The organism is Arundinibacter roseus (assembly GCF_004348825.1).
Taxonomy (GTDB): domain Bacteria; phylum Bacteroidota; class Bacteroidia; order Cytophagales; family Spirosomataceae; genus Arundinibacter; species Arundinibacter roseus.
Genome location: NZ_SMJU01000010.1, coordinates 194,126 through 213,215, shown reverse-complemented (window position 1 = coordinate 213,215; position 19,090 = coordinate 194,126). Strand labels below are relative to the sequence as shown.

Here is a 19,090-nt window from a genome sequence, read left to right as displayed (position 1 = left end):
GCTTGTCAGGTCTATTTTTTCTTGAAATTAACTATTTTTCCGAGCATTTTTTTCCATCGTGATTGAGCGTTGCCCAGATATCCACTCGCATTATATCCGTAGTTGTATTGGTAGTGGCTATACGTTGAGCCATAATAGCTTCCCGTGATTAGGCTACTGTACAGATTATCAGGAGCAAAATCATTAACAATTACCGAAACTTCACTGAGTGCGTATTCATCAGCCAACTGTCCGGCCAGGCGGAACGAGTCAGGATTTGAATAGAGCCATCGAACAATGAACAATACGTAGTCCGCATGGCGAAGTAACGGAATATTGTCTGAAACCAGGCCGACCGGCGCGGTGTCAAGCAGTATATAGTCATATGTTTCGCGGCAATAACTTAAAATATCTTCAAAAACCGCATTCTGCATCAGTTCAGCGGGGTTAAAAGGCGCCGGCCCGGCTGGAATGTAATCCAGATTTTTTTGGGTAGAGGAATAGATCAGCCGTTTGATATCGCCCGGTTCTTCCAGGTATTGGCTCAGCCCGTACGGATGCTCCGGGCGGAAGTATAAATGAATGCGTGATTTTCGGAGGTCGGCTCCGATGATCAGTACTTTTTTGCCAATTTTAGAAAAAGATAAAGCTAAATTAACCGTTATAAACGATTTGCCTTCGCCCGCCTGCTCAGAGGTGATTAATAGTAATTTTCCCTGCCCGGGCTTGTTGTCTTTAATTAGCGATGTTTTCGAAAAACTGATGCGGGTTCTCAAAGCAGTCAGCGACTCCGTAAACACGGTGCGATCATGCAAAAATCGTGTAACATCCTGCGGAGAAATACTGGTTTTTTCCGGAAAGTGATGTACAATTCCGAGCAGCTGAACGCGCGGATGCTGTTCTATTCGGGAAGGATCGGTAAACGTTGAATTTAGCATTCGCGCCATCCAAACCAGTCCAAGTCCCAGCATCAGGCCCCCCATGAGGAATATCAGAATAATGCGGGTTGGTTTTGGAGAAACTTTATCCGTATCAAACTGAGTAATGACCCGAAAAGACGGAAGCATACCGGCCCGCACAATAGACGACTCAATTTCTTTATTCACCAGCATGGAGTAAATTCCTTTATTTACTTCAAAGTTGCTTTGCAGATAAATGAAGTTTTTTTCCAGGGCCGGAATTTGTCCAAACTGTCGTTTCAGAATGGCAATATTTTCACTTAAAATACTCAGCGTGCGGTTGTTTTTTTGTTTTTGAAGAGCTACATTATCCAGAATCTGACTACGAAATTTGTTTAGTTGTTCGTCGATATTCTGTACTGTGGCAGACTTGGGGCTATATTTTTGCAGGAGTCCTTTTCGCTGTGTAATGAGTGAATTAAACCCTTCCAGAAGCGAAAGCAATACGGCGTCCGTGGAGCCGTCGAGGCCTACCGATAGGTAATCGACGGTTTCAAAAGTCTTGCCCATGTTGCTTTCAAGCATAGAAATATAAGCTTTCTGAATTTCCAGTTCATTTTTTCGCTGTTCCAGTTCACGAACTTTCCCCGTGATTTCCAGAGCAGAGCTGCTTACATCGAGTAGTTGATTTTTTTGCTTGAAAAGTTCCAGTTCCCGGGCGGCCTCTTTGAGGGAAGCAGAGTAAATATTTACCTGATCCTTAATAAAATGAATCGTCAGATCGGATGATTGCTGTTTTTGCCGAAGGTCATTTTCTTCGTACGATTCAACCAGTTTTTCAAGAAAATCTTTGGTAAAATCAACATTATGGTGTCGAAACAGAAGATTCATGACAGGCATAGCGTCTTCGGTTTCTTCCATGTCGATTCGCCCCACAAACTGATTGGTCAGGCGTTGCGGGTCGTTGTAGCTGAATTCGTACAGGTAGCCGGGCGCAGTATGAATTTCTTTCACTCTGAAAATAAGTCCGGGCAAGGTTACTACTGAGCGCTTTTTTAATGGTATGAGCCGCTCATTTGCGCCTACCTGATAGCGCAGTTGGAGTTCTTCGTCCAGCGTAAAAATTCCGTATTGATAGGTATCCGCATCAAAATCCAGTACTTCCAGTTCAATCGGCTGAAACGGATACACATCCACCCGCCGGAAAGCTTTTAGACGATAAAACGAAAACGGGTTGTTGAGCTTCACAAGCGCATTTTTGACTACCTCAGGTGAGCGTACATTAAATTTTTCGGTCAGGTAATCAATATTTCCCGTTCCCAGCATCAGAGGAGAGTTTCCCCCGGTTAGTCCGTCAAGTTCAGATTGTTTACTCGTATATTTAAGCGTAACTGAGCCTATGTATAAAGGGGTTACTATTTTTAAATATAAGAAACACACAATCCCCGCCAGAACCACTGATGTGACAATCCACCACCAACGGCTTAGAAAAACTTTGATTAGTTTCAAAAAGTCGATCGATTCAGCGTTGCCCAGCAACTTTTCAAATAGTGCGTTATCAGTTTCTTGCTTCATGTTTCAGTAACTGATGGTTTAACAGAGAAACGGAACATAGCCTGCCATACGCAGGATTTTGAGCTGCTTTTCTTAAATATTTAAACTGACTAACCCGATGAAGATCGGTCCCGACAGCTCCAATCCACCCTTTTTGAATCAATTGCTCAGCCATTCTCTGCTCGGGAGCGCCATACATTCCACCTAGTGAAAGGAGATTTACCTGAAAAATCACCTGCATTTCCCGAAGTTGTGCGTAGCGGTCGGGCTTTTGGTGCCAGGGGCGGTAGCGTTCGGGGTGAGCTAGTACGGGTTTCCAGTTTTTTTCAATCAACCGTTCTACAATTTCCATAAAATAGGGTTGCTCCACCCGCATAGAAGTTTCGATAAGCACATAGCGATCGAAGAGCGGCAGTAGCTTGTCGCTTTCAATAAGTTGTAGCAGATAATCATCCGCGAAGTGCTCGGCAGCGTAGGTCAGGCGGAGGTCGGGCCAGCGTTGCAGCGCCTGTTCATGCAGCAGCGCCCAGGCGTCATAAATTGTTTGACGGGTATTCTGAAAAAAATCGGAACGGATATGAGGCGTGGCGATCACCCTCCGGATTCCTGCCTCATAATGAGCTTCCAGAATCTGCATGCTCTCCATCAGATCAGGGGAACCATCGTCTATTCCGGGCAACACATGCACGTGTAAATCACAACCTATTTCGTGTAAAAACGGCTTTTGTCCAGAAAGATGCATACCAGAAGTGTGTGCAGACATTACCTGAAATAGTTGAGAATAATGAGTGTAAGGTTGAGCGTTATAATCAGCGGTTGGGCAACGACAAGTACCCGTTGCATGCGTACATTGCGTAAAGAGCCTTTGCTGGGGGGAACGTAAACAATATCATTATCAAATACCTGTTGATTCATGATTTTCGGATCGCCCAGTTGTCGAAATTCATATTCAATCACCTGCTGCTCAGTTCCTTCGCCCCGGATTATCTGAATAATATTGTCGGCTTCGGTGTATTTGATTCCGCCCGATTTGGCAATAATTTCACCCAGAGAGGTATGATCTTTATCCAGTGCAACGACGCCCTGAATATTCATAGACCCCAGTACCTTTACCCTAAGATTTGTTACCTCTACTTCAAATAGAGGATTCAGAACAATGTTTTGGAAACGGTTGGAAAGTGAATCGGCCAGCTCCTCACGCGTTAACCCTGCTACCTGTAAACGTCCAGATTCAGGTAATCGAATGGTGCCATTTTGGGCGACGGTAGTAGAAAATCCACTACTACCTGTTGCACTGTTATCCAGCCCAGGTTCCGGAAACAATGAAGAAGCCCAGTTTAAATTGCGGATCAGCAGTTTATCGCCGGCTTTAATTTGGTACGCTCCTTTTTCCACCTGCATTGTTCCCGGGTCAAGGCTTTCCGTACGAATCGTCGTAGGGATAGGTTGACTGCTGCAACCAACGAGCCACAGACAAACCAGCGACAGAAAAAAAAGCGTAGGGTATAATTTCATTCCGTTTTTCACAATTAATCACCAAAGTGCACGCGTACCTTCTTTAACGCCGAACCAATAACCTGATGCATATCATAGTAGCGATATTCGGCCAGTCTGCCACCAAAAATGACATGATTTTCCTGCTCAGCCAATTCTTTGTACTGACGGAATAATTTATCATTTTTAGCATCATTAATCGGGTAGTAGGGCTCGGCTCCGGTAGTCCATTCTTTGGGATATTCGCGGGTAATTACGGTCTTGGGCTGTGTGCCAAACTCAAAATGCTTGTGCTCAATAATCCGGGTAAATGGCGTTTCGGCGTCGGTATAGTTTACGACTGCATTTCCCTGAAAATTCTCAGTATCCAATACTTCATGATCAAATTGCAGACTCCTGTATTCCAGTGCACCAAAGCGGAAGTCAAAATACTCGTCAATTTTTCCGGTATATACGATTGTTTCCGCAAGTTGAGCGAGCGTGTCTTTCTCCGTAGTAAAATCGACATTTAGTCTAACATCTATCCCAGCCAAAAGGCCGTCGGTGAGCTTATTATATCCACCAATTGGAATACCCTGATAGCGATCATTAAAGTAGTTGTTGTCGAATGTAAACCGCACCGGTAGCCGTTTGATGATAAAGGCAGGCAGCTCGGTTGCTTTTCGTCCCCACTGTTTCTCAGTATAGCTCTTGATCAATTTCTGATACATGTCCGTTCCCACGAGCGATATAGCCTGCTCTTCCAGGTTGGCAGGCTCCGTAATTCCGGCTTCTTTGACCTGTTCCGCAATTTTTGCTTTGGCTTCGTCGGGTGTTTTCACGCCCCAAAGCTGATAAAACGTGTTCATGTTGAACGGGAGATTATACAATTCTCCTTTATAGTTTGCTACCGGCGAATTTGTATAGCGGTTAAACTCCACAAATGAATTGACGTAATCCCATATCTCTTTATCATTGGTATGAAAAATGTGAGCACCGTAGGTATGTACATTTATTCCCTCTACATTTTCACAAAAAACATTCCCTCCGCGGTGATTGCGACGGTCAATTACGAGACATTTCTTTCCACGCTGCGTAGCTTCATGCGCAAAAACGCTTCCCCAGAGTCCGGCTCCTACAATTAAATAGTCGTATTGCTTCATAGTTTTTTTTCTCAAAGTCGCCAGTAGGTAAGTTGTTGATCCGACTGGTTTTTATATAATCCTTTCAAATCCATCAGTATAGCGTCAGGCTGAGTGATGGATTTGAAGTAACTGATAGTTAGGCTTTTATATTCATCATGTGCTACGGCCACCACCACTGCATCGTAGTTTCCGGAGGGCTCGTCGAGGAGTGTCAGGTTATATTCCCGGGCTACTTCATTTGGCGAAGCGCAGGCATCTACGAGGTGGACGTGCACCGCAAACTGCATGAGTTCCCGCACCAAATCGGCCACCTTTGAATTACGAATATCCGAAATATTTTCTTTGAAGGTAATCCCCATCATAAGTACCCGGGCATGCTGCGGGCTCTTGCCTTTTTGAATCAGCATTTGTACAAGTTTGCTGGCAATAAAAGCGGGCATGCCGTCATTGATTCGGCGCCCGCTATGAATGACCTGCGGGTCGTAGCCCAATTGCCGCGATTTGTGCAGCAAATAGTATGGATCTACTCCAATGCAGTGCCCGCCAACTAGACCGGGATAAAATTTCAGAAAATTCCATTTGGTGCCAGCCGCTTCAATAACTTCTTGCGTGTCAATGCCCAATCGATCAAAAATAATGGCCAGCTCGTTCATCAACGAAATGTTCAGGTCGCGCTGTGTATTTTCAATGACTTTGGCTGCTTCTGCTACTTTTATGGAGGAGGCTTTGTAGATACCTGCCGTAATTATTTTCCCATATATTTCAGCAATTTGTTCAAGAGCTGCGTTGTCGCTTCCCGACACAATTTTCAGGATTGTAGCGAGCGTATGTACTTTATCACCCGGATTTATTCGTTCCGGCGAGTAGCCAATTTTAAAATCGATACCTAAACTCAAACCTGACACCCGTTCGAGAATTGGCAGGCAGTCATCCTCGGTGCATCCGGGATATACGGTCGATTCAAATACCACAACGTCACCTTTTTTCAATACGCGTCCTACGGTTTCGGAGGCTTTCAGAAGCGAGGTAAGGTCAGGAACTTTATATTCGTCAACCGGAGTTGGTACGGCTATGACAAAAAAAGTGGCTTGCCGTAAATCTTCTGTTTGGCTTGTAAACTCAATGGTTTTATTCAAAAATGCCGCTGAATCCATTTGATGGGACGGGTCCAATCCCTGTTTCATGGCATCAACGCGTGCAGAGTTTGTATCAAAACCAATCACTTGAAACTGACTGGCAAATTCAAGAGCAAGCGGAAGGCCCACATAGCCCAGCCCAATAACGGCAATTGTTGGATGGTTAGGTATGAACTCGTCAGACACGGAGGGGGCAATTAGTAGTTTGTAAAACAGATTGTGTTATAGCGCAAAGCTAATGAATCAGGATGAAAAAAGGCTCCCATTCGGGAGCCTTTCTATCTGGGAGTATTTTTAAGTCTATCTGAGAATTAAGGTAGCAATCGTAGTTCTACACGACGGTTTTTCATCAGACCTTCACGGGTAGCGCTATCAGCAATTGGCTTGAATGCTCCGAAATAGTCAACGATGATCTTGCTTGCATCTTTCAGACCTGCTTCGTTCACCATGTAGGCTCTTACAGCTTCAACCCGGCGACGCGACAGCGCCATGTTGTAACGATCAGACGCGCGGCGGTCGGCATGACCAGCGAGTTGCAGGCGGCATCCTGACTTATTCATCAAGGCGGCTACATTTGCCAGCATTTCGCGATACTCAGCTTTAATCTCGTTTCGGTCTGTTTCAAACATCACGTTTGCGAAAATCTCGGTACAGGCAGCTCCTGATGCAAGTGCATTTTTCACATATTGATCAAAGTCAATGACACGACCGCTACCGTCTACGACGCTTCCGGCAGGAGAGTTAGGCTCCTTGTCGAAGAAGTCAGAAACTCCGTCACCATCGGTATCAAGCAAAAGTTTTGGGTCAATATCCTTAGGACGATTAGCCTTAGCCACAGAGTCCATTTCTTCCAGTGTCAGGATTTTCGGTGGCTTCACCAACAGTTTAGGATCGGTGTAGCGCAGGTTATAAAATCCTCCCTGATCGGGGTTGTAAGTATATTTTCCGTCTTGCTTGCTAACACGCAAAGGATTTTTTCCCAATTTGTAAGTAAGCATCACTGAGCCATATCCGTATTTGTCAAGAGCGGAATTTCCTTTACGCGAAGTTGGGAAATTAGAGATGACAATTCCGTCAGCCGGGTCACGAGAGAAGTCACCACCATAGGTAGCATCAATCAAATCGGAGTTTGTATGATTTACACGGAAGTCAAGACCTAAATCCAGACGTTTTGTCAATTCGTAGTTGATGGTAACACCCATTGGAATAATCCAGTCGTTTGTAGTTCCGTCGGTGCTGCGAATTTCACGTCCTGAGCCAAGCTCATAAGCCGTAGAATTGTACCATACCTGTCCAAAACCTGCATAGCCGTCAATTTTCCAGTGCTTCATTTTGGTAGGACCAAACAGAAGACCTTTCAAGTTTACAGTTCCGGAAAGAGAGGCATCTGTATAGTTTCCGCGGAAGTAGCGATAATAATTCCGGCGCTTCATGCCTTTCAGTGTTCCGAGAGATACATCTCCTCTCACACCAAACAAATACGATAGTTGCTTATTGATAGTAACTCCCCCCTGGAAAGTTCCCCATTCACTTTGTGTATCGGATGAGTTTCCGGTTACGGGAAAAAAGTCATATTCCCGCAAATCACCAAAAAACTGGGATGGGCCAAGGTGAACAGCGATTGACCAGGTATTCATCTTGTAAGGGCCTTCGTAGGAGGCCTTTGGATTATAATCGGGCGAGTCAGGCTGTTGTTGCTGAGCGCTCAATGGCAATGAAAGCATTGACCCCACAACAAGCGAACCAATCCACAGGGATACTTTTTTCATACTCTACAGGTTAGCGTTATTTGATGAATAAGGATTCTCTTCTTAATTAAGACTAAAAAACAGGTACTATTGTCACATACCACCTAGGCACAAAAGTAGGAGAACAAAATGAGTTAACCAACTTTTATAAGTTTCTAAATTTACCTTAAATGCGATTAAAAACTAAAATTTTTTTGAAAAAATACCAGCTATAAACATTTAGAGGCGTTGCATTACTTTTTTTATCATTTCTTCTTTCCACATACGAAAATCGCCAGCCATGATTCGTCGGCGAGCTTCTTTCACCAACCACAGGTAAAAACTCAGATTGTGTACGCTGGCAATCTGTGCTCCCAGCATTTCATCTGACTTAACCAGATGACGAAGGTACGCTTTCGAGTAAAAAGTACTAACATATCCACCTAAATTTTTATCAATCGGGGAAAAGTCATCTTTCCACTTTTCATTCCGTATATTGATTATGCCTTCTGTTGTAAAAAGCATGCCATTGCGCGCATTGCGGGTTGGCATAACGCAATCAAACATATCTACACCAAGTGCAATACCTTCCAGAATGTTGGCAGGCGTACCTACACCCATCAAATAGCGGGGTTTATCTGCCGGCAATATATCGCAGACAACTTCGGTTAGTTCGTACATGATCTCAGCAGGCTCGCCCACTGAAAGACCGCCGATGGCGTTTCCTTCCCGGCCAAATGAAGCGATTTTTTCTGCCGATCGTTGTCTAAGGTCTTTATATACACTTCCTTGTACAATAGGAAAGAGCGTTTGTTGGTACCCATACAAACTTTCGGTGGTATCAAACCGGTCGCAGCATCGTTGCAGCCAACGGTGAGTTAACTCCATAGAAGTTCTTGCGTAGTCATATTCACAGGGGTAGGGGGTACATTCATCAAAAGCCATGATGATATCCGCTCCAATTTTTCGCTGAATGTCCATGACTCCTTCGGGTGTAAATGTGTGGAGGGAGCCATCAATGTGGGATTTAAATTCCACACCTGCTTCGTTAATTTTACGTCCTGTTCCGGCAAGCGAATAGACCTGATACCCGCCACTGTCGGTCAGAATCGGGAAATCCCAGCCATTGAATTTATGCAGACCGCCGGCGGCTTCAATAATCGGAAGCCCGGGACGTAAATATAAATGGTACGTATTGCCAAGAATGATTTGCGCTTGTACGTCATCCTTTAATTCGCGCTGATGAACCGCTTTTACAGTACCTGCCGTGCCCACAGGCATAAAGATGGGTGTTTCGATAGTGCCGTGGTCTGTCTGAATCCGGCCAGCCCGGGCTTTGGTGTTTTTATCCTGGTTTTCAAGAAAAAATTTCATTCCGTGTAGGGATTAATGCGGCGCAAAAATAAGGCTATGTCCATAAACATTCCTGACAATGAACGTATATTTGCCAAAAAACAAGGCCCTTAATCCTACTCTCGCGTGACAGAACCTTTACTGATCCTCCTCCTGACTTTCGCAAGCATTCAGCTCGTATACTATTTATTCATCTTCACAAGGCTGATTCGCTATGAGCAACCCGACCTTGAACCCGCCACAAGCAATGCCGTTGGCGTATCAGTGCTGGTATGCGCCTGGAACGAGCTGGAAAACCTGAAAGAACTGCTTCCCCTGCTTGATGCACAGGACTATCCAACGTTTGAAGTCCTGGTGCTGGATGATCGTTCGTCTGATGGAACGGATGATTTTTTGAAGGAATCGATCGCTCAGTGGAGCCACGTTCGGTATATCAGGATTGATAATGAACATGCGCACATTACACCCAAAAAATATGCGATTACGATGGGAATGAAGCATGCCCGCTATCCGGTTGCACTCATGACCGACGCAGATTGTCGCCCCGCAGGATCCGATTGGATTGCATCAATGGCCGCTCAATTAGTCGACAGGAAAGAAATTGTGCTTGGTTTTTCTCCATATTTTAAAGAAAAAGGTGTACTGAACTGGTTTATCAGGTGTGAAACATTTTTTACAGCCGTACAGTATTTTTCTCTGGCTCTGGCAGGTCGTCCATATATGGGTGTAGGCCGAAACCTCATGTATCATACGTCCCTGTTTTTTGCGCACCGAGGCTTTTATAAACATAAGGATATTGTGGGTGGAGATGATGACCTGTTTATGAATCAGGCCGCCCGGACGTACAACACATCCATCAATCTGGATCCCGAATCATTCGTTTATTCCTACGCCAAGTCGAGCTGGAAAGCCTGGTATCGCCAAAAAAAGCGTCATCTTTCGGTTGGGAAGTACTACAAGACAAGCAACAAAATTCGACTGGGAATACTTTCGGCGTCGCATACGGGACTTTGGCTAACGGGTATCGTTGCCTTGATATGGGGTATCTACACGCAGGATTTACTTTTACTTCAAACGCTCGCAGGCGTATTTGTCGGGCGATGGCTGATTCAGCTTTTTGTGTTGCAAAGCATTAACAAACGGCTGGATCGCACCGTCGAATGGTTTTTGTTTATCTTCATGGATATGGCCTTTTTTCTGTATTATCTGATCATGAGCGGTCTGGTTTTTTCGCGGAAAAAGAAAAAAATCCAGTGGCGGTAAACTATAAAAGCGCCGGATTTACGGCCTCCCAAACCTTATTTAGACTCACCTATGGATTTATTACTCCGTTATTTTCCGGAAATCAGCGAACAGCAACGAGCACAATTTGCCCAGCTCGAAGAACTGTATAGTTTCTGGAATGCCCAAATTAATGTCATTTCACGTAAAGATATTGACACTCTATACGAACGTCATGTCCTTCACTCGCTCGGAATTGCCAAAGTATTGACTTTTAAGCCCGGCACCACCGTCCTTGATGTCGGTACGGGAGGCGGTTTTCCGGGAATCCCGTTGGCAATACTTTTTCCGGAAGTACAGTTTCACCTGATTGATAGCATAGGCAAGAAAATTAAAGTAGTGCAGGAAGTAGCCAACGCACTGAATCTAACCAACGTAAAAGCCGAAAAAGCCCGCGCGGAGTACGTTCCGGCAGATGCCTACGAGTTTGTTGTAAGCCGTGCCGTCACGCGTCTTTCGCCTTTTGTTCAGTGGGTCCGGCACGGTATTAGTCCTAACTCTTTTCACAGTCTCAAAAACGGAATTCTATATTTGAAAGGAGGCGATCTTGCGGAAGAAATTGCGGAATATGGCGGCAAGGTGAAAACTTTTGATTTATCCGCTCATTTCGATGAAGAATTTTTCGAGACCAAGAAAGTCGTTTATGTACCTTTGTAGCAGCCTTTGTGCTCCCAACTGATTTTACCCGCTCACTCAACTAATTATTTTAGAAGTACGACCCCATGAACGAACGATTCAAAGCAAGCGCCCTGTTGAACCCCATGTTCCCGGACGAGATTACCTTCAACGAAAAAGGCGTGACTTTCAAAGTCCGCAAGGCTCTTAGCAGCACCGACAATTTTGTGTTTTACAATGATATTTCAGGTGTTGAAATCGAAGCCGGAATCTTTTTTTCGACCATCCGGATCATTCCCCGCATGCGTCAGGAAATAATTATGAAAAATTTTTCCAAAGGAGACGCAAAGAAAGTCAAGGAGTTACTGTTGCAGAAAGTACAATCCTAAGAAAAAAAAGCCACGGATACTTGCGTGGCTTTTTAGAACCTCTTACATTTGCACCCACAATTGAGGAACACAACTGCATTGTAGTATTTCTTAATTGAATTTAGCACAGTACATGTGCAGCAAACATACCCCCAAATAGCTCACAAACCGTTTGCCGGTCGGTTCGAGCATCTGACTTAATAATCAGAGGGGATAAAACCGGGAATTGACATACTCCCGAATAGCTCAGTCGGTTAGAGCATCTGACTGTTAATCAGAGGGTCGCTGGTTCGAGCCCAGCTTCGGGAGCAATTGAAAATTAAGCACTTAACAAGAAATTGTTAAGTGCTTTTTTATTTGGTGTAATACATTTTAGAGCAAATTCAGGGTCAATTCGAAAAGGAGGGAAGTTGGATATGAATAATCTAAGTTGGTCCACAATTTTTACACTTGGTCCTCTATTCATCCAACCCTCACCCGTACCAAATCCTGAATCTCGCGCCCTTTGTGCCAAAACCGCCCCAAAAAACACACCGTGCCGTCGGCGGCTATGGTCAGGGAATTAACGTAGGTGGGTCGAGAGCCGTCGGCATAAAAAATGGGGCCGTGGTCGCTGTAGGTGCGGGTCGGAATATGGAACGTAACGAGGTGCAGATTTTCCAGTCCTTTGGCCGCGCCCCGGGCTATGTGGTCGAGGCCTTTGAGCCGTTGCCCGTTTTCGTAGATAGGCCCGCCCGTGAGGTAGTAGATCGTGTGTCCGTCGGGCCCCAACTGAAATCCTAAATAGCCGTAACTAAACTGATCGAACATGCCACTGCGGCGGGAAGGCTCAGAGGTGAGTCGTTCCACGAGTTCGATGCCGGGCCGCTGAGGATCAAAGCGAAACAAATAGCCGGAATTGCCGTGAATGCCGTAGGCCACCTGCTCGGGGGCATACCAGAAAATCTTACGCCAGTTGTAGCCCATGCTGCCGGGCTGCGTGGGATCGTAGCGGCCAAAGTAATCGAGCCGGAGGTCCACGTTTTCCAGCTGTTCCAGCGTAGCTGTTTCGGGTCGGTAGCGGCCGATGTGGCCTTCGGCGGTGGAGAAATACACGGCTCCGTCGCGCGGATCCACCACCATCGACCTACACAGCACGCGGTAGTCGCTGCCGGGGGTGCCCGCCTCGCCTTTGGCCGAAACTGCGCCGCGATTGTGCAGCGTTCCCGTTCGGGGATCATAGTGCAGAAAGTACCCCACCGGCCAGGTAATGCCATATAGGTCGCCCCGCTCCTTATCCATTGTCATGGTCAAAATGCCTTCGCCCTGCGGTGCCAGGGCCAGATCTTCCAGCTGTTCGGTAGCCAGGTCGTACGACAGGAAATGCCCACCGGGATAGAGATTCAGGCCGTTTGGAGGCTCCACGGGCAGGCACTCCATGTCGTTGATTAATTGATAGTAGCCTACGTGCGTAGCAAAGTACAGTTTTCCCTGCCGCTCATAAAAACGTACGTGGCTTTTGCCCTGCGGGATGGCGTTTGTTTCGCTGCACACTTCGGTCAGGTCCGCCAGAAAACGGGTTTGGTCGGTAGTGGGATTGTACTGATACATCCGGCCGCCAACGGTTGGGGAATCTGAACAGAGCACATAGTAGATATTTCCATCACTCGCTGCGGTGATGGCGTTGTAGGTATCGTGGGCAAGTTCAAAGCCGGAGTAGTAAGGAGTAGCGACGAGGGGTTTTTGGGGCATGGGAGAAGTCGTTTGGTAGTAGCTGTTTAGTAATGAATAAGCTTAGTTTCAAATAAATGTCAGCTCAGATCTTTATCATTTTCTTATAAAAACCCCCACTTGACCGGCTAGTTTTTCTACTTCATTCAAAATTTGTACTTGCAGGCCCGGAGTCCAGGGGCCGGGTTGGCCGTAGACCATCTGCGAGGAGGCTCCTTCGTAACCTCCTTCTTTCAGGATGGTTTCGGAGGGAATGTAGCCCATGACGTCGTTGGAATACCCTAGCACAAACACTTCCTGACCGTACCGTTTTTTGATTTCCAACGCATACTCCACCACCAGTTCACCGCCCAACGCAACCAGCACCTGACTGCCCAGCCGCCATACCTGCACCGGGTACGGATAGGACGCAGGAAAAGACTCGCCAGCCTGCCGAAGGGCCAGCGTGCGGCGTGCCCAGCGCTGCTGATAGGGCTCGCTGTTCCTGATGATTTCACTTAATCCAGCCTCAGTAGGTGGCGGTGAAAGGGCCAGTTCAATTTCAGAATAAGCAGTAGCGAGCTTAGGTTCAAGTGGCTGCATGGGTTCGTCCAGTACCCGCTGAACGGCAACGGAAAGTTCACGGCCAAACTGCCGGGCAAGTGGTACCGTGCGCCGGGGCATTGGATTTTGATCGGCACCAGCGCCCTGAAAAAACAGAGCGGTTGTGCCGGGATAGGCTTGTTCGAGCTCCAATTGAGCAAAACCGGCGTAATCGCCCGAAAACTTATAGAGATCCAGGACGGTATTATGGCAGGCATAGCCAAAAACGAGCGCTTTGAGGCTTCCGCTGGTATCGGCAATTTTGATAACTGGCACGGCATAATCGTTCGGGCCTTTCAGTTCGGACTGTTCGCGCAGGCTTGCTTCCCGGTTGTTGCGCCGATTAACCTGAAAGCGTGTCACGCCGTTGGCAGAGGAAAGCAAGGCCGGTTCCATACGTTGAAAGGCATCACTAACGAGTTGAATCAGTTGGGATTCAAGTTGTTGGGTATAATCGTCTATTTTTTTCTGCTCTTCGTTAGTAAGTGGATAAATATCAATCAGGGCATTGGTAAGTACGGGCCCCGAGTGGGTATGAGAACTATTGAGGAGAATCTGTGCTTTGGATAAACCCAATTTTCTTTGCAGTTCACCACGCACCCGATTGGATGCAGAGCCGGGAATACCCAACAGGTCGGTGGTAACAAGCACGGCCCGGTTGCCGTTTTCGTCTTCCAGTGCTACCGCCTTCGCCCACAGGTCGTGTAGAGCACCTTCGGACGGTCGAGTTCGGGAGGCATAACCCGCCATCCAAACGGGAGATTTTGGCGTAATATTAACTTTGGCAACTCCCGCTTTCCAGCCAGACGCCCGGCTCAGAACGGGTGTCAAAACAAAAAGAAAAATGACTTGAAAAAACCAGAAGATGCTTATTCTTTTCATTTTTTCATCACCAGTTTATCCGCCTGTCCGTGAATTTTCTCAATTGCATGGGCGATATCGTCCATATCCGTTTGGCTCCCAAGCAGCATACTTTGAGAAAGCCATACCGCCTCCTGACACAGCAGATCATTCGTTGGACACTGATTATTTTCCAAGTAGGAGTTGTAGTTAATCATCTCTTTTGGATAGATTTTCTGGTAGTTTTTGGACTCGAAGGCATCGTTGAGAAAGGGCATTTTATTGAGCGGCGTATAACCACCCGAGCACGGAATGCCTTCGGCAGTAAGGGCTTTCAGAAACTGCTCGCGTGACAAGCCTTTAAAGGCTTCTGGCTCATAGCGGAACGGAAACAAATGAAAGGCCGCCCTTGTGACGCTGTCGTAAAGCCGGTACGGAAGAATGCCCGGAATTTTCTCAATTTTTGCTTTCAAGTAGGCGGCGTTGGCGTTGCGGAGGGCCGTTTGCTGGTCGAGGCGTTCGAGTTGTGCCAGTCCGATAGCAGCCTGATACTCAGTCAGGCGAAGCTTGGTGCCCTGCATCAGCGTACCGATGCCGATTACTCCCGAAACAGTCCCGTACGGGTTGCCGTAGTTGTGGTAGGAAAAACAGCGATCCATGAACGCATCGTTGTTGCTGACAATAGCGCCCGCTTCGCCAATAGCCAGGTTTTTGGAGTTCTGAAAACTAAAACATCCGGCATCGCCCAAGGTGCCTACTTGTTTGTGGTCTATTTCGGCCATGTGTGCCTGACAGGCATCTTCAATTACAATCAGATTATGTTTTCGGGCAATGGGCAGGATGCGCGTCATGTCGGAAGGCAGCCCCAGAATATGCACCGGAATAATGGCCCGTGTGCGGGGCGTAATGCGGGCTTCAATTTGAGCCGGATCCATCTGAAAGGTATCCCGCTCCACATCAACAAATATCGGCATGGCACCCACAGCGAGCACTGGCGCCACCGTTCCAATAAACGTATAGGCCGGAACAAGTACTTCATCGCCGCCCTGAATGTCAAACTGCGCCAGGGAAGCAATCAATGCGTTGGTGCCGTTTACGACCGAAAGGCAACGTTTAGCCCCTACCGTAGCTGCCCACTTTTCTTCAAACTCACTCACAACCGAAGCTCGTGACCACACCCCACTCCGAATCACTTCGAGCAGGCGTTTTTCGTCTGTTTCAGGGTTCCAGATAGGCCAGGTCGGCCATGGTTTTGTGCGGAGCGGTGGCCCACCCAGAGCGGCAAGGTCCGTAGATATTCCACTTGTTCCTTTACTGATTGGGGCAAGGGCCGGTACTGCTTCGGCCAGCAGGCCCGGACTTAATACGGCGCTCAGGCCGGTCAGGGAGTTTCGTCGGAGAAATTCGCGTCGGGAAAGGCTCATAGAAAATGGGTAGTTTTCAGATTATTACATCCAAAGGATGAACTTACAGCATTTTATTTGAAAGTAATTTATTATTAATTCTCTAAAAATAAATCTATTAACTACCAAATCTTAATGCCCCTCATGCCCGTTCTCATGCCCCAGCCGCTCCTGAAAGCGCTGCAACGCTTTGCGGGCTTCGTCGGTATCGAGGGCAGCCACACGCTGTCTCATGAAAGTCAGCAGGCGGGGAAGCGTGGCTTTTTCGGCCAGTGCCAGTGCGCGGTTCAGGTCCAGTGCGGCGAGTGGCTCAGCGGCATACCACACCATCAGTGGCAAGTTGTGATCCTCTTTATCTTCGGCTTTTTGCGCCAGCGCTTCTACCACTCCCCAGCGTTGGGCAGGCGGCAGGCGCAGCATGGCCGAGCTGAGGTACAGCCGTACCAGCGCCGAGGCATCGGTGCGGGCCAGGGCTTCAAAGCGTTTCAAGGCCTCGGGCGATACCTGTTTGTCTTCGGCCAAAAGCTGAATAGCCCAGCTGCGGAGGTACTCGTTTTCATGCCCCAGCAAGGCAATCAGGTCTTTTTCCGATAAACCTTCCGTTACGTGCAGCGCCCACAGTGCACGCAACTTTCGGGTCACGTCGGGGTTGGTAGTCAATATCGTTTTCAGGGCTGTATGGGCTTTTTTGTCGGGACCGCGCTCCTGCAAAAGCTGCCGGGACTGCCGCACGTACCAGTCGTTGGGATGCAGCTGATATGCCACGAGTTGCGCGGTAGAAGCTTTTGAGAGATCGACCTTTACCCAGGTATCATTTTCATGGCTGATCTTAAAAATCCGGCCCAGGGTTTTGTCGTGTACGTCGGCGTTGGGGCTGTGGCACTGATTTTTGTCGTACCAGTCAATGGCAAATACCGATCCGTCAGGCCCATATTTAAAATTGAGCCACTGCGACCACGAGTCGTTCATGGCCAGGAAGTCGTTTTGATGGTGCGCTACATAGCCGGACCCCGCCCGTTCCAGCTGATCTACGTTGAGCCGGGCGCCGTTGATATTGTTCATAAATATCTGGTTGCGATAGGTTTTGGGCCAGCTGTCTCCGCCCAGATAAATCATTGCCCCGGCGTGCGCGTGGCCGCCGCCTTTGGATGCTGAGCGGAAGTTCCCGGCATGAGGCCCGCGCTCGCCCACCCAATGCACGTGGTCGGCAATGGTTTTGATGTCGTCGTAGGTATAGGGGTTAAAATGCTTGCCAGCCTGCCGTTGGTAGCGCGCGCCCTGAATGATGTGGTACATGTGCGGAATCACGCAAACGGTAATGAACGGGTGGCCGTAGTCGTTAAAATCAATGCCCCAGGGATTGCTGCTTCCTTCGGCAAAAACCTCAAAAACATGCCGTGTAGGGTGATAGCGCCACACACCGGCGTTGAGTTTGGTGCGTTCGGCATCGGGCGTGCCCGGCTTGCCTACGTTGGAATGTGTAAAGACACCGTGGGTGCCGTAGAGCCAGCCATCGGGGCCCCAGCGCAGGCTGTTGAGTACCTCGTGTGTATCCTGCGTGCCCCAGCCGTCGAGCAGAACCTGCGGTGGCCCGGCGGGCAAATCGGTGGCAGCGTTGATCGGGATGAAGAGCAGCTGCGGGGCAGCACCCAGCCACACGCCGCCCATGCCAACTTCAATTCCGCTGACGAGGTTGAGGCCTTCGGCAAAGATTTTCTTTTTGTCTAGCGTGCCATCTCCGTCTGTATCTTCAAAAATCAGAATCCGGTCTCGCCCTTGTCCCGCCGGGGCGGGTGTAGGGTACGTATGTCCTTCTACCACCCACAGCCGCCCACGGGCGTCGAGTGTAAAGCTAATGGGGCGCACGATGTCCGGCTCGGCGGCGGCAAGCGTTACTTTGAAGCCCGGTGGGGGAGTCATGCTTTTGGCGGCTTCCAGGCCCGACAGCCCGGCGTTTAGCACGGGATCAACGGGAGGCAGCACGATGATATCTTCGGGACGTAGTTCGTTTGGGAATTTGGGGCGACTGGCGTAAAACCGGAAATCGTCAAAATTGATGTGTGCCCATTTGTCGTGCGGAATGTAGGGGATTTGCGAAAGCCCGGTTTCATGATCGATAATCCTAATGAAAATTTCTTTTCCCAGGTACGCTTCCAGATTAACTACCACAGGCAGCAACGTAGCCCGGCCATTGCCCGAAATTTTAAAAATAACCTCCTGGTTTTCCGCTAAAACAAGTTCTACACGAGTATCAGTTAACGCGCCGCCAGAAACCCTGAAGGCAGCAAAAGGCTGTGTGACCCGAAAAGGTGCGGACGTGAGGGTGCCGGTTTGGGTGGCGTGGGCTGTGCCGCCACTGCTCAGAAAATAGCCTCCTTCAAACCCAATACTCATTCCTAATTCGTGTATGGGCGAGGGATCAAGTGAATAAAGTGGGGTTGTGAAGGCGTCGCCCGTGGCGGTCCAGTCCTGTAAAGTACCGGTTTCAAAATTGAGGTTAAGCGGTCTTCCGTCCTTTTCGGGCAATTTTCCGGCAGTTACTACTCCTGAAAGTGCACCTTCAACCACCTCAAACTTCCCGACCATTCCGGCGGCACGGTGACCCGGTACGGTGCAGAAGTACGTATCGCTTTCCGTTGCCACAAACTGAATGGTGGCAGAAGCTCCTTTTTTCAGAATGGTTTCACTTTTTATTCCCAGTTTTTCGAGCGCAATGTCGTGCGTCATCGTCTCGCCATTGGTAATTTTGATCTGGATGCGGTCGCCTTTGTTGGCTCGAAGTGTCGGATTCCGGGCACCGTCCGGCCCAAAATATCCCAGCATAGTAGCTTCCAGCGTATACTCCCGGTCAATGTGGGTAGTATCCATGGGCTGAATCGTTTGCAGATCGGCGGCTGAGGCACACGGTACGGGCGCTAGTTGTATACTGAAAAGCCATCCGAAGGCCAGTAAGAAAGAAACACAACGCATAAGAGTATACAGGTTGAATGGTTTTTGATTTAAAATCAGAAATAATATAAGGATT

The 19,090-nt window shown here is 48.0% G+C and carries 14 protein-coding genes and 1 tRNA gene; 4 read left to right on the top strand and 11 right to left on the bottom strand.

Annotated features, from left to right (window positions below):
* Positions 1–11: 11 nt before the first annotated feature.
* The 7 genes from EZE20_RS16995 to tgt all read right to left on the bottom strand — a co-directional run bounded on the left by EZE20_RS16995 (position 12) and on the right by tgt (position 9,287).
* Positions 12–2,453 (bottom strand): GumC family protein, encoded by a 2,442-nt coding sequence (locus EZE20_RS16995; protein ID WP_132119849.1) that lies wholly within the window; start codon positions 2,451–2,453, stop codon positions 12–14.
* The gene (locus tag EZE20_RS16990) at positions 2,437–3,174 is read right to left on the bottom strand and encodes a tyrosine-protein phosphatase (RefSeq protein ID WP_132119847.1); all 738 of its coding nucleotides are present in this window, start codon (positions 3,172–3,174) and stop codon (positions 2,437–2,439) included. The genes EZE20_RS16995 and EZE20_RS16990 overlap by 17 nt, the downstream gene beginning before the upstream one ends.
* A 20-nt stretch (positions 3,175–3,194) precedes the next feature.
* Positions 3,195–3,947, bottom strand: coding sequence for a polysaccharide biosynthesis/export family protein (locus tag EZE20_RS16985; RefSeq protein ID WP_132119845.1), 753 nt, complete (start codon positions 3,945–3,947; stop codon positions 3,195–3,197).
* 14 nt (positions 3,948–3,961) lie between these two features.
* Complete coding sequence (glf, locus tag EZE20_RS16980) at positions 3,962–5,068, bottom strand: UDP-galactopyranose mutase (protein ID WP_132119843.1); 1,107 nt, start codon at positions 5,066–5,068, stop codon at positions 3,962–3,964.
* A gap of 11 nt (positions 5,069–5,079) precedes the next feature.
* On the bottom strand, positions 5,080–6,372 hold the full coding sequence (locus tag EZE20_RS16975) for a nucleotide sugar dehydrogenase (RefSeq protein WP_132119841.1): 1,293 nt from the start codon (positions 6,370–6,372) through the stop codon (positions 5,080–5,082).
* A 125-nt stretch (positions 6,373–6,497) separates the two neighbouring features.
* Positions 6,498–7,955, bottom strand: a complete 1,458-nt coding sequence (locus EZE20_RS16970) for an OmpA family protein (protein ID WP_132119839.1) — start codon at positions 7,953–7,955, stop codon at positions 6,498–6,500.
* A gap of 198 nt (positions 7,956–8,153) precedes the next feature.
* Positions 8,154–9,287 (bottom strand): tRNA guanosine(34) transglycosylase Tgt, encoded by a 1,134-nt coding sequence (gene tgt, locus EZE20_RS16965; RefSeq protein ID WP_132119837.1) that lies wholly within the window; start codon positions 9,285–9,287, stop codon positions 8,154–8,156.
* 105 nt (positions 9,288–9,392) lie between these two features.
* On the opposite strand from tgt, the gene EZE20_RS16960 reads away from it, so the two are divergent.
* From EZE20_RS16960 to EZE20_RS16945, 4 genes are all read left to right on the top strand, one after another.
* On the top strand, positions 9,393–10,529 hold the full coding sequence (locus tag EZE20_RS16960; protein WP_132119835.1) for a glycosyltransferase: 1,137 nt from the start codon (positions 9,393–9,395) through the stop codon (positions 10,527–10,529).
* A 51-nt stretch (positions 10,530–10,580) separates the two neighbouring features.
* Complete coding sequence (gene rsmG, locus EZE20_RS16955) at positions 10,581–11,204, top strand: 16S rRNA (guanine(527)-N(7))-methyltransferase RsmG (protein WP_132119833.1); 624 nt, start codon at positions 10,581–10,583, stop codon at positions 11,202–11,204.
* Between the two features lie 65 nt (positions 11,205–11,269).
* Positions 11,270–11,551 carry a hypothetical protein gene (locus tag EZE20_RS16950; RefSeq protein WP_132119831.1) on the top strand — a complete coding sequence of 94 codons (282 nt, stop codon included), beginning with the start codon at positions 11,270–11,272 and terminating at the stop codon, positions 11,549–11,551.
* 214 nt (positions 11,552–11,765) lie between these two features.
* Positions 11,766–11,839, top strand: a tRNA-Asn gene (locus EZE20_RS16945).
* A 153-nt stretch (positions 11,840–11,992) separates the two neighbouring features.
* Here EZE20_RS16945 and EZE20_RS16940 read toward each other — a convergent pair.
* The 4 genes from EZE20_RS16940 to EZE20_RS16925 all read right to left on the bottom strand — a co-directional run bounded on the left by EZE20_RS16940 (position 11,993) and on the right by EZE20_RS16925 (position 19,035).
* Entirely contained in the window at positions 11,993–13,261 is a 1,269-nt protein-coding gene (locus tag EZE20_RS16940) for an NHL repeat-containing protein (protein ID WP_132119829.1), read from the bottom strand.
* A 75-nt stretch (positions 13,262–13,336) separates the two neighbouring features.
* Positions 13,337–14,704, bottom strand: a complete 1,368-nt coding sequence (locus tag EZE20_RS16935; RefSeq protein WP_132119827.1) for a neutral/alkaline non-lysosomal ceramidase N-terminal domain-containing protein — start codon at positions 14,702–14,704, stop codon at positions 13,337–13,339.
* Complete coding sequence (locus EZE20_RS16930) at positions 14,701–16,086, bottom strand: DegT/DnrJ/EryC1/StrS family aminotransferase (RefSeq protein ID WP_132119825.1); 1,386 nt, start codon at positions 16,084–16,086, stop codon at positions 14,701–14,703. The genes EZE20_RS16935 and EZE20_RS16930 overlap by 4 nt, the downstream gene beginning before the upstream one ends.
* A 111-nt stretch (positions 16,087–16,197) precedes the next feature.
* On the bottom strand, positions 16,198–19,035 hold the full coding sequence (locus tag EZE20_RS16925; protein ID WP_132119823.1) for a PVC-type heme-binding CxxCH protein: 2,838 nt from the start codon (positions 19,033–19,035) through the stop codon (positions 16,198–16,200).
* Positions 19,036–19,090: the final 55 nt, after the last annotated feature.